Raw genomic sequence first — 11,475 nt, forward strand, 5'->3', positions numbered from 1 at the left:
GCGGGGACAGGATTTGAACCTGCGACCTCTGGGTTATGAGCCCAGCGAGCTACCGAGCTGCTCCACCCCGCGTCGGTGATACCAGTTTACCACGGTAAAAACGGGCGCCAGACCAGTAGCCTAGAAGCATGGATTCAGGCACTCACTACCTCATCGTTTCGCTCTCGATTGTGGCGGACGTCATTTTGTATGCCGTTGTTGCACGAGCCGCAACGGGCAAGGTAGGCCCCAACGCCTGGGCAGGTATCCGCACCAAGGCAACACGTAAGAACGACAAAACCTGGCTCGCCGCTCACGTGGCTGCCTATCCACTGATGCGTGACACTGCTCTTGCTAATGCCACCTTGATGATCGTGTCCCTTTTCCTCCCTTTCGAGTACCAGGCTTACCTCGTTGAAGTAGCACTGGGTGCACTTCTTGTAGGCGTCATCTTTGCTGCCGTTCAGGGGCAGAAAGCAGCAAAGGCAGCTGATGTCTAACCAGCCATCAGGCCTGTCCAACGACCCTCTCTGGCCTCGTGCTGGAGGCTGGCCTTCCCCGGAAGACCTTCCTGCGGGAAAGAAAATCGATGCTGCATTAGTGGGTATTCCTGCTTCCCAGACATCTTTGAGTGCAACAAACGCCCACGAAACCCCTGACGCTATTCGTGCAGCGCTGTATCGCTATTCACCAGCACTGATGCAGGATCGCGGAAGCCTCGATAAGAACCTTCGAACTGATCCCGCCATCGTCGATCTGGAAGAGCTCACTGTTGCTGACTTTGGCGATGTGAGCGATCCTGACTCACCTGCGGGTGAAGCCCGCACCATCGCTCTGATGGCTGATGCTGCGAAAGCGGCCGAACTTGTTATTGCTCTGGGTGGGGATAACTCCATCACCGTTGCTGCAGCACTGGGCGTGTGGGGAAGCAACCTCGAAACTGCAGGGCTCATCACCCTGGATGCTCACTATGACCTGCGTGATGGTGTGAGTAATGGGTCACCCGTGCGCCGTCTCATCGAAGCGGGAATGAACCCTGAGCGTATTGTTCAGATCGGTATTCAAGACTTTGCCAACTCAGTGGGTTATGCCCGTCGAGCTCAAGAGCTCGGCATCACGGTTATTCACCGAGATGAGCTCGAGCGTCGTCCCATGGCGGATGTCATGGCTGAAGCGTTGAGCATTGCAGGATCAGCCGGTGGGCCCATCCACGTTGATCTTGACGTTGACGTGTGTGATCGGGCTGTGGCTCCTGCTTGCCCAGCAAGTGTTCCCGGTGGCATTAGTGCCTATGAACTGCGCCAAGCTGCACGTGCTGCAGGGAAGCACCCTCAGGTTCGCTCTATTGACCTGGCCGAGATTGATGCCACCATGGATGCTCCCGATGGTCGCACCATTCGCTTGGCAGCTCTGTGTGTACTGGAAGCGGTCGCCGGACTTAGCCAGCGATAAGTTCTCCGTCTTTCCAGACCCGACCAATCAGGGGAACACCTGGGCGATAAGCCAGGTGGACATAGCTCGGCGCTGAAATCTCAGCAATATCCGCACGCATGCCGACGGAAATCTTTCCCACGTCTGTGCGCTGCAGAGCTTGGGCGCCACCTGCAGTGGAGGCCCAGAGTGCTTCTGCAGGGGTCATACCCATCTCACGCACCGCCACAGCGATGCAGAAGGGCATAGAGGACGTAAAGCTAGAGCCGGGGTTGCAGTCTGTTGACAGCGCCACGGTCACACCAGAATCGATCAGGCGACGTCCGGAAGGATAGGGCTGCTTGGTGGAGAACTCGACTCCTGGCAACAGCGTCGCCACGGTCTGAGAAGCAGCAAGTGCCTCAACATCGGCATCTGTCAGATACGTGCAGTGATCAACAGATGCAGCACCGACTTCAATAGCCAGTGCAATGCCTTCACCTGGGCCCAGTTGTGAGGCATGAACGCGGGGGAGAAGCCCTGCTTCCTTACCTGCGTTCAAGATGCGGCGTGATTCCTCGACAGAGAAGGCGCCTTCTTCGCAGAAGACATCAATCCACTTGGCGGGTGGGGCGCATTTCTCGAGCATCTCGCCGATGACGATCTGAACGTAGTCTTCACGGTTGTCTTTGTATTCAGCCGGGACGACGTGAGCACCCAAGAAGGTCACTTCTTCGGTGACTTCTCGTGCGAGGCGAACAAGGCGCTCTTCGGTGGCAACGTCCAGGCCATAACCACTCTTGATTTCTACAGTGGTGGTTCCTTGAGCGTGCATTTCTGTGAGCAAAGAATGCAGGCGGTGACGCAGCTCTTCATCTGTTGCTTCCCTTGTGGCCGCCACGGTGGAACGTATTCCACCAGCGGCATACGGCTTGCCTTCCATGCGGGCAGCAAACTCTCCCGCACGATCACCAGCAAAGACGATGTGCGAGTGGGAATCCACAAACCCTGGGATCAGAGTGTTTCCGTGCACATTGACCACGGCATCGATATCAAAACCGCCGCCGGTTTCGGCATCAACAGCACGGCCAACCCAGGCAACGAGGCCGTTGTCCACGATCATGGCGGCGTTCTCGATTTCCCCCGTGGGAGTTTTCGTTCCGCCTGCGCGCACAGCCTCGCTTGGATTGTTCGTGACGAGCAATCCGATATTGGTGAAGAGTGTGCGGGTCATGACAGTGAGCCTACGGCTTAGCCTTCCTGCATGGGAACGCGCAGACCACGCTCGCGTGCAACTTCTTCTGCACGCTCGTAGCCAGCATCAACGTGACGCATCACACCGGTTCCGGGGTCGTTGGTCAGCACACGCTCGAGCTTCTGAGCTGCAAGTGGAGTGCCATCAGCAACAGTGACCTGGCCAGAGTGGATGGAGCGACCGATACCGACGCCACCACCGTGGTGGAGGGACACCCATGTTGCACCCGATGCCGTGTTGAGCAGTGCGTTGAGCAAAGGCCAGTCGGCAATAGCGTCTGAGCCATCCTTCATTGCTTCGGTCTCGCGATAAGGCGAGGCAACCGAACCGGAGTCCAGGTGGTCGCGACCAATCACGATGGGTGCAGAAAGCTCACCTGAAGCAACCATCTCGTTGAACTTCAGTCCAGCGAGGTGGCGTTCCTTGTAACCAAGCCAGCAGATGCGGGCGGGGAGGCCTTCAAAGTGAACCTTTTCGCCCGCCTTGGTGATCCACCGCTTGAGGTGCTCATTCTCGGGGAAGAGCTCCAGGATGGCCTTGTCAGTCTTGGCGATATCTTCTGGGTCACCAGAAAGAGCAACCCAGCGGAAGGGGCCATTGCCTTCGCAGAACAATGGGCGAATGTAGGCAGGAACGAATCCGGGGAATTCGAATGCGCGGTCGTAACCGCCGAGCTTGGCTTCAGCACGGATCGAGTTGCCGTAGTCGAAGACGATGGCTCCTGCATCTTGGAACTCAACCATGGCCTTGACCTGCTTGGCCATGGCAGCGCGAGAGTGGTCTGTGAACCAGACTGCGTCTGCCTCTGCCTTCTGGTGCCATTCCTCGACAGAGACACCCTCGGGGAGGTAGGAGAGGGGGTCGTGGGCACTGGTCTGGTCAGTGACGATATCGATGGGGACCTTACGCTCCAAGAGCTCAGTGAATACCTCGGCAGCGTTGCCTACGATGCCCACAGAAAGTGGAGTCTTGGATTCCTTGGCTGCAAGCACGCGAGCAATCGCGTCATCGAGGTCATGAGTCATCTCGTCGAGGTAGCCGTGTTCAACACGACGCTCGAGGCGAGAGGCGTCCACATCCACGATGAGAACGACACCGTCATTCATGGTTACAGCCAGAGGCTGTGCACCACCCATGCCACCGCAGCCACCGGTCAAGGTCAGCGTTCCAGCCAGTGTGCCACCAAAGTGTTGGCGTGCAACAGCACCGAAGGTTTCGTAGGTTCCCTGCAGTATGCCCTGGGTTCCGATGTAGATCCAGGACCCAGCAGTCATCTGGCCGTACATGGTCAGTCCTTCAGCCTCAAGCTTGCGGAACTCGGGCCAGGTTGCCCAGTCACCAACAAGGTTCGAGTTAGCAATGAGCACTCGAGGTGCCCATTCGTTGGTGCGGAATACGCCGACAGGCTTTCCAGACTGAACCAGCAGGGTCTCGTCGGACTCAAGCGTCTCGAGGGTGCGCACGATGGCGTCGTATGCTTCCCAGGTGCGGGCAGCCTTACCGGTGCCGCCATAGACCACGAGCTTCTCGGGGTGCTCAGCAACCTCAGGGTCGAGGTTGTTCATGAGCATGCGCATGGGGGCTTCGGTCTGCCAGTTCTTGGCAGTCAGCTTGTTTCCGCGTGCGGCGCGAACGGTGCGAGGTCCTGAGGTCATGATGTTCTCCTTGGCTAATTCTTCGTGCTGACTAGATCAGTGGGGTAGTGGCTGCGGACTGAGCGACCGCTGCAATGCGTCCACTCAGAGTGAGTTCTGCTGCTGCTTCAATCTCGGGAGAAAGGAAGCGGTCTGCACCAGGGCCGGCAACGCCGTTGCTGCGCAGTTCGGCAATGACTGCACCAGTAATGGGGCTGGGCTTCAGAGGTTCGCGCAGATCAATGCCCCTGGCTGCAGTCATGAGTTCAATGGCGATCACGCGGGAGAACGCATCAACTGCCTTGCGCAGTTTGCGTCCCGCATGCCAACCCATTGAAACGTGGTCTTCTTGCATCGCGCTGGAAGGAATGGAGTCGGCAGAAGCGGGAACTGCCAGGCGCTTCATCTCTGAAACCAAGCCTGCTGCGGTGTATTGGGCAATCATGAGGCCAGAGTCGACACCAACTTCGTGGGCGAGGAAGGGAGGAAGGCCCTGGTTGCGTGCGCGGTCGAGGAAGCGGTCGGTGCGACGCTCACTCATGGAGGCCACATCAGCAGCAACGATGGCAAGGAAGTCGAGTACATAAGCCACAGGAGCGCCGTGGAAGTTGCCGTTGCTTTCCACGCGGCCATCCACGGTCAGGACGGGGTTGTCCACGGCAGAGGCCAGTTCGCGACCTGCCACCATCTCGGCATGTGCAATAGTGTCACGCGCACCACCGTGCACCTGAGGTGAGCAGCGCAACGAATAAGCATCCTGAACGCGACCATCTTCGGGCCCAGCGTGGGAGTGCACGATGGGGGAGTCAGCGAGGATATTGCGCAGGTTCGTTGCTGACTGACCCTGCCCAACCTGGGGACGCAGTGCGTGTAGGTCTGCTGCGAATACCTTGTCGGTGCCCATCAGGCCTTCGATGCTCATGGCCGCGGAAACATCCACGGTGGTCATCAACATCTTGAGATCAGTAATGGCCAGTGCCAGCATGCCGAGCATGCCGTCGGTGCCATTGATGAGCGCGAGGCCTTCTTTTTCTTCGAGTTTGAGCGGAGTGATGCCAGCTGCCGCAAGTGCTTCTGCAGCGGGCATGAGAACACCCTCTGCGTCGCGAACATCGCCTTCGCCCAGAGTTGCAAGAGCACAATGCGAGAGCGGAGCGAGGTCACCGGAACAGCCGAGGGATCCGTATTCACGAACCACGGGAGTAATTCCTGCATTGATGACTGCGGCATACGTCTCAGCAACCACAGGGCGCACGCCGGTGCGACCGGTCATCAGCGTGGAGAGGCGCAAAAGCATCAGAGCGCGAATGACTTCGCGCTCCACCTCGGGGCCAGAGCCAGCTGCGTGAGAGCGAACAAGTGATGCCTGGAGCTGAGCCCGGCGGTCAGTCTCGATGAAGGTAGTGGCCAATGCGCCAAAACCGGTGGAGATTCCGTAGTGAGGGTTGGGGTCTGACGCCAAGCCATCAATCACAGCGCGAGAAGCGGCAACGCCTGCAAGTGCTCCAGAATCAAGCGTGATGGTGGCGTTGGGGCGGGCAACCGCGACCACGTCTTCGATGGATACGGCACCTGTGCCGACGACTACTGAACTCATGCTCTGATTTCACACTAAAAAAATGCTTGAAAATACAGTGAAAGTCCCCCTTGTGTCTGAGATAACAGACATGGCAGACTGGCGATGTGAGTAAAGTCCCTGCAGCCGATTCAACCCTGCGCATTCTTGAACATCTTGCCCACCAGCGAGGCCCTGTTCCAGCGCAATCAATAGCCACTGCGCTGGAGTTACCCAGGTCCTCGGTTTATCAAATCTTGACCGTGCTCACCGAGCGTGGCTTTGCCCTGCACATTCCTGAAGAGCGTCGCTATGGTCTAGGTCCCGCTGCTTTTGAACTTTCCTCCGCCTACACTCGCCAACAACCGCTGACACGTCTTGGCGCACCTTTGTTGGCAAAGCTGGTGGACCACATCGGGGAGTCTGCCCACCTTGCCGTGCTGCATGGTACTGATGTTCTTTATGTCGTGGAAGAACGCGCTCCACGCCGACCCAGCCTCGTGACTGAAGTGGGCGTTCGCCTTCCAGCCCACCTCACCGCATCCGGCCGCGCATTACTTTCTGCGTTGCCACCCGCTCAATTGCGTGCGCTCTATCCAGACAGCATTGTGTTCAGTCAGCGAGCAGGCGTTGCCACCACGGGGCCTCGAACCTATCGCGAGCTCAAAGCACTTGTCACAGATTCTGCTTCACACGGATATTCCATCGAGCGCGGGGAGATCACAGAAGGCTTGGCTTCGGTTGGCGTTGTTGTGAAAGATCACATTGGTTGGCCTGCGGCGGGTATTGCTGTCACTTTTTCATCAGCAGGATTGAATACTCCAGAAGCGTTCAAGGAGAAAGTGGACTCATTACTTCCTGAAATGAGCGCAACAGCTCACGAGCTCAGCCGCCGTATTCACGGTGCGGGATAGTCTGAAAAATGGGCAGCTCACACAGCTAGTTCGTAGGTTCGTGGGCCTCTAAGAATTCAAGAATCTCACGCTGATCAACGCCCAGAATTCCATTTCTTGGCAGCGCTGCCAGCAGGCTTGAATTGATCTTGGGAACAGGGCGAACACCCTCATCCCATTTTGCGCTGAGTTCAGCAGGTGCCTCACGGCAGCAGGACGAATCAGGGCATTCAGAGCGGTGGCGGATAGTTGTGTCTCGCCCACGGAACCACTTCACCGAGGCAAAAGGTGTTCCCACGCTGATCGAGAAGTCACCTTGAGGCGAAGACTGAATGCGTGAGGTGCACCAATAGGTGCCTGAAGGCTTGTCGGTGTATTGGTGATAGGGCGTGAAGCGGTCATCTATTGAAAAGACGCGACGTGCACTCCAGTTGCGGCACACAATCTGCCCTTCAACGGCGCCAAAAACATCCGTAGGGAACGCAACCTTGTCGTTTTCATATGCCTTGGACAGGGTTCCATTTTCATAGACCTTGAGGAAGTGCACGGGGATATCCAGGTGCACGGTGGCCAGGTTTGTGAAGCGGTGGGCAGCAACTTCATACCCCACTGCATACATATCCCGCAGGTCTTCTACTGAAAGCTCTCGCTGTTCTTTGGCTTGTGCGAGGAAGGGAACTGCGCTTGATTCCGGAATCAGCAAAGCACCTGCAAGGTAGTTCGACTGAACGCGCTGGTTGAGGTATTCCTCATAGTTTGTGGGTTCAGAAAACTGCAGCACGTGCGCACTCAGCGCTTGCAAAAGAGCCGTTCGTGGATCGCGACCCTCGCGTCTGACCGGGAGGAAGATGCGACCATTCTTGGTGTCGGTCACCGTGCGTGTAGAGGCTGGGAGGTCAGACACATAGTGCAACGTAAAGCCGAGTTTGTTGGCAAGTTCTGCTGTTAATCGCTCGGAGAGCGGGCCGGTTGTGTGTCCAATCAGGGCGTGGAGCTCTTTGGCGCGGCCTTCGAGATCTGCGTAGTAGTTGTTGACTTCTCGCATTTCTTGGCGCAGAGCTGAGTTGGCACGTCGTGCTTCTTCGGGAGTTGCAGCTTTGAGGAGGTGGAGTCGCTCCACTTCTTTCTGAAGGCCCAGGATGGTGTCTAGGACACCCTCACTGAGACCTTTGCTGAGCTTCATTTCTGGAAGTCCCAACGAGGCATACATTCCGTTGCGCTGTGCTCGTTCAATCTCGAGTTCTTTCGAGCTGCGGTCGGAAAGTGGTTCAGGGGTGAGAAGGGCGTCGAGGGAAACCCCGAGAGCGGTGGCAATCTGTTGCAACTGAATGATCCGCGGAGCACGTTTGCCGTTCTCTAAAGCAGAGACCTGCGAGGGCGCACGCTCGATAGCAACAGCAAGTGCTTCCAGGGTCATTCCTTGGCGTGTGCGGAGGTCACGGATGTTCCGGCCAATCAGAAGTGCATCTAGTGGTTCGCTCATGTCTTAACTCTCTCAGCTCCAGCAAAGTAAAGGAAGTTTTATAAAACAGAAGTTTTGCAATATTTCTACTCAGAAATGTCATCCACTGGGGTTGCGGAGGCCAAATACTCGAAGTAACGAAGCAAACGGCAGAAATGTTTCCCACTTTCCAAAACCTTCCAAATCGATCAAAGGAGATCAAAATGACATTCCGCACCGGAGACAACACCCAAAGCGCAGCACAGCTGCAGCGTGAATGGGACACCGACCCTCGCTGGGCAGGCATCAAGCGCGACTACACCGCGGAAGAAGTCATCCGCCTTCGCGGCTCCATCACCGAAGAGGCAACCCTTGCTCGTCGTGGTGCTGAGAACCTCTGGAACCTCCTGCACACCGAAGAGTGGGTTCCTGCTCTTGGTGCACTCACGGGAAACCAGGCTGTTCAGCAGATCAAGGCTGGCCTCAAGGCCATTTACCTTTCTGGTTGGCAGGTAGCTGGAGATGCAAACCTCTCCGGACAGACCTACCCAGACCAGAGCCTCTACCCTGCAAACTCCGTACCTGCTGTAGTTCGCCGCATCAACAATGCACTCATCCGTGCTGACCAGGTTGAGCGTGTTGAGGGCAAAGCAACTGTTGACTGGCTCGCTCCGATCGTTGCTGACGCTGAGGCTGGCTTCGGTGGTCCTCTCAACGCATACGAACTGATGAAGTCCATGATTCAGTCCGGCGCTGCCGGTGTTCACTGGGAAGACCAGCTCGCTTCGGAGAAGAAGTGCGGTCACCTCGGTGGCAAGGTTCTGATCCCCACCCAGCAGCACGTTCGCACCTTGAACGCAGCTCGTCTGGCAGCAGACGTTGCTGGTGTTCCCACCATCATCATTGCTCGTACCGATGCGCTTGCTGCTGACTTGCTCACCAGCGACGTTGACGCACGTGATGCTCAGTACACCACCGGCGAGCGCACCAACGAAGGCTTCTACCGCGTCAATGCTGGACTGGATCCAGTAATTACCCGCGGTCTTGCTTTCGCTGAGTACGCAGACCTGATCTGGGTTGAAACCGGAGAGCCTGACTTGGCACTTGCTCGTGAGTTTGCAGAAGCAATCCACGCGAAGTTCCCTGGCAAGATGCTCGCTTACAACTGCTCGCCATCCTTCAACTGGAAGAAGCACCTCACTGACGCTGAGATTGCAACCTTCCAGGCAGACCTGGCAGCGATGGGTTACAAGTTCCAGTTCATTACTCTGGCTGGCTTCCACGCTCTCAACCACTCCATGTTCAACCTGGCCAAGGGCTACAAGGAGCGTGCAATGAGCGCTTACGTAGAGCTTCAGGAAGCAGAATTCGCGAGCGAAGTTGATGGCTACACCGCAACCAAGCACCAGCGTGAGGTTGGCACCGGTTACTTCGATGTCATCTCCACTGCACTCAACCCTGACAGCGCAACTCTCGCCTTGGTTGGTTCAACCGAGGAAGAGCAGTTCCACTAAATCGCGTAACACGATCAGACGCTAAGGACACAGATCATGTCTCACATCAGCATTAATTGCCCACGAGGACCTCGCTTCAATGAGATCCTCACCTCAGAAGCCCTGGCATTCCTGACAGAGCTGCACGACCTCTTTGCAGGCACGCGCAACGACCTGCTTGCCCGCCGAGTGGTCAACCGAGCAAATTTTGCGAGTGGACGCCGTCCTGAGTTCCTGTACTCGACCCGTCACATCCGTGAGGATGAGACGTGGTCGGTTGCAGGGGCTGGTCCTGGTCTCGAAGATCGTCGTGTTGAAATTACGGGACCAACAGATCCCAAAATGACGTGTAATGCACTCAACTCAGGTGCAAAGGTATGGCTGGCGGATTTAGAAGATGCGACCAGCCCTACCTGGAACAACATCATTGGCGGACAAATCTCGCTGTATGACGCAATCCGTCGCCAGCTTGTGTTTGAATCCGGCAGCAAGACCTACACAATCACGGAGGAGGTCACCCCTACCATCGTGATGCGACCTCGCGGATTGCACCTTCCAGAAAAGCACCTCATTTACGTTGGCGAAGATGGCAACACTTCCAAAGCAGTAGGCAGCCTGGTTGATTTCGGTCTCTACTTCTTCCACAACGCTAAAGAGCTCATTGCTCGAGGTGCTGGCCCCTACTTCTACATTGCGAAGTTGGAAAGCCACGCTGAGGCACGTTGGTGGAACGATGTCTTCACCTTCGCCGAGGACCGTTTGGGAATTCCTTATGGAACCATTCGTGCGACGGTGTTGATTGAAACCATCCCTGCAGCATTCGAGATGGAAGAAATCCTCTGGGAGATGCGCGATCACTGCGCAGGCCTCAACGCTGGCCGTTGGGACTACATCTTCTCGATCATCAAGAACTTCCGTGATTCTGGGCAGCAGTACATCACTCCTGACCGTTCACAAATCACCATGACAGTTCCCTTCATGCGTGCGTACACGGAGCTTTTGGTCTCTACCTGCCACAAGCGTGGAGCTCACGCGATTGGCGGAATGAGCGCTTTCATTCCGAACCGCCGTGATCCAGAAGTGACTGAACGTGCTCTTGCTGCCGTGAAGAATGACAAGTCTCGTGAAGCCGGTGATGGTTTTGATGGCACCTGGGTTGCTCACCCAGACCTCATTCCCACCGCCAGAGCTGAATTTGACGCAGTTCTGGGAGATCGCCCCAACCAGGTTGATCGACTCCGTCCCGAGGTTCACGTTGAGCCAGAAGATCTTCTTGATATCAAGGCAATGGGCGGGGATGTTACCGATCGTGGTGTTCACGACAACGTGTCTATCGGTATTCGTTACATCGAGTCCTGGCTCCGTGGAGTCGGTGCCGCAGCGATTGACAATCTCATGGAGGATGCAGCAACGGCTGAAATTAGCCGTTCGCAAATCTGGCAGTGGATTCACTACCAAGTGAAGACTCGTGAAGGCACATTGATCACCAAAGCACTCATCGAACAGCTCATCTTTGACACAGTTGCTGGCCTCGAGCGTTCACGTGATGACCGTTATGACGATGCAGTGGAGATATTCCGTCAGGTTTGCCTCGACGGAGACAGTTTCCCCACCTTCCTCACTCTCGGCGCTTATTCAATGTTGTTCCTTGACGAATAGTCACTAACCACCTCCAATGTGGCGATGCCCCATCGAGTTTTCGGTGGGGCATCGTTGTGGGGAGAACAATTAAGCTCTCGGCGACATACCCACTTCCCACATTGACGTTCAGAGAAAACAAGCGCACACTGGATATAGACCTCGACCGGTCAGGCG

General features: G+C 56.4%; 9 protein-coding genes. 5 read left to right on the top strand and 4 right to left on the bottom strand.

Annotated elements, in window-relative coordinates; genetic code table 11:
* Positions 1–128 precede the first annotated feature (128 nt).
* The gene (locus tag Q0362_RS01165; RefSeq protein ID WP_298118908.1) at positions 129–479 is read left to right on the top strand and encodes an SdpI family protein; all 351 of its coding nucleotides are present in this window, start codon (positions 129–131) and stop codon (positions 477–479) included.
* Positions 472–1,431, top strand: coding sequence for an arginase family protein (locus tag Q0362_RS01170; RefSeq protein ID WP_298118910.1), 960 nt, complete (start codon positions 472–474; stop codon positions 1,429–1,431). Before Q0362_RS01165 ends, Q0362_RS01170 begins: the two co-directional genes overlap by 8 nt.
* Here the strand turns inward: Q0362_RS01170 and hutI are convergent.
* Genes hutI through hutH form a run of 3 tightly spaced genes read right to left on the bottom strand, consistent with a single transcriptional unit; the run spans position 1,418 to position 5,875 of the window.
* A complete protein-coding gene (gene hutI / locus Q0362_RS01175; protein ID WP_298118912.1) occupies positions 1,418–2,623 on the bottom strand; it encodes an imidazolonepropionase in 1,206 nt (401 codons plus the stop codon). The genes Q0362_RS01170 and hutI overlap by 14 nt on opposite strands.
* A gap of 17 nt (positions 2,624–2,640) precedes the next feature.
* Positions 2,641–4,299, bottom strand: coding sequence for a urocanate hydratase (gene hutU / locus Q0362_RS01180; RefSeq protein ID WP_298118914.1), 1,659 nt, complete (start codon positions 4,297–4,299; stop codon positions 2,641–2,643).
* A 31-nt stretch (positions 4,300–4,330) separates the two neighbouring features.
* Positions 4,331–5,875, bottom strand: a complete 1,545-nt coding sequence (gene hutH, locus Q0362_RS01185; RefSeq protein WP_298118916.1) for a histidine ammonia-lyase — start codon at positions 5,873–5,875, stop codon at positions 4,331–4,333.
* A gap of 86 nt (positions 5,876–5,961) precedes the next feature.
* Here hutH and Q0362_RS01190 point away from each other — a divergent pair, with 86 nt between their 5' ends.
* Positions 5,962–6,747 (top strand): IclR family transcriptional regulator, encoded by a 786-nt coding sequence (locus Q0362_RS01190; protein ID WP_298118919.1) that lies wholly within the window; start codon positions 5,962–5,964, stop codon positions 6,745–6,747.
* A gap of 25 nt (positions 6,748–6,772) precedes the next feature.
* On the opposite strand, the gene Q0362_RS01195 is transcribed toward Q0362_RS01190, so the two are convergent.
* On the bottom strand, positions 6,773–8,209 hold the full coding sequence (locus tag Q0362_RS01195; RefSeq protein WP_298118921.1) for a helix-turn-helix transcriptional regulator: 1,437 nt from the start codon (positions 8,207–8,209) through the stop codon (positions 6,773–6,775).
* 182 nt (positions 8,210–8,391) lie between these two features.
* Here Q0362_RS01195 and aceA point away from each other — a divergent pair, with 182 nt between their 5' ends.
* Both aceA and aceB read left to right on the top strand, forming a co-directional pair.
* Positions 8,392–9,681, top strand: coding sequence for an isocitrate lyase (gene aceA / locus Q0362_RS01200; protein WP_298118923.1), 1,290 nt, complete (start codon positions 8,392–8,394; stop codon positions 9,679–9,681).
* Between the two features lie 36 nt (positions 9,682–9,717).
* On the top strand, positions 9,718–11,319 hold the full coding sequence (aceB, locus tag Q0362_RS01205) for a malate synthase A (protein WP_298118925.1): 1,602 nt from the start codon (positions 9,718–9,720) through the stop codon (positions 11,317–11,319).
* The last annotated feature ends 156 nt before the right edge of the window (positions 11,320–11,475 follow it).

The sequence above is a fragment of the uncultured Aurantimicrobium sp. genome (genome assembly GCF_936931525.1).
GTDB lineage: Bacteria > Actinomycetota > Actinomycetes > Actinomycetales > Microbacteriaceae > Aurantimicrobium.

Excerpts from the sequence above, each read along its gene's own strand:
- Q0362_RS01195 (WP_298118921.1), bottom strand. The coding sequence starts at position 8,209 with ATGAGCGAACCACTAGATGCACTTCTGATTGGCCGGAACATCCGTGAC.
- Q0362_RS01165 (WP_298118908.1), top strand. The coding sequence starts at position 129 with ATGGATTCAGGCACTCACTACCTCATCGTTTCGCTCTCGATTGTGGCG.
- hutU (WP_298118914.1), bottom strand. The coding sequence starts at position 4,299 with ATGACCTCAGGACCTCGCACCGTTCGCGCCGCACGCGGAAACAAGCTG.
- hutH (WP_298118916.1), bottom strand. The coding sequence starts at position 5,875 with ATGAGTTCAGTAGTCGTCGGCACAGGTGCCGTATCCATCGAAGACGTG.
- hutI (WP_298118912.1), bottom strand. The coding sequence starts at position 2,623 with ATGACCCGCACACTCTTCACCAATATCGGATTGCTCGTCACGAACAAT.
- aceB (WP_298118925.1), top strand. The coding sequence starts at position 9,718 with ATGTCTCACATCAGCATTAATTGCCCACGAGGACCTCGCTTCAATGAG.
- aceA (WP_298118923.1), top strand. The coding sequence starts at position 8,392 with ATGACATTCCGCACCGGAGACAACACCCAAAGCGCAGCACAGCTGCAG.
- Q0362_RS01170 (WP_298118910.1), top strand. The coding sequence starts at position 472 with ATGTCTAACCAGCCATCAGGCCTGTCCAACGACCCTCTCTGGCCTCGT.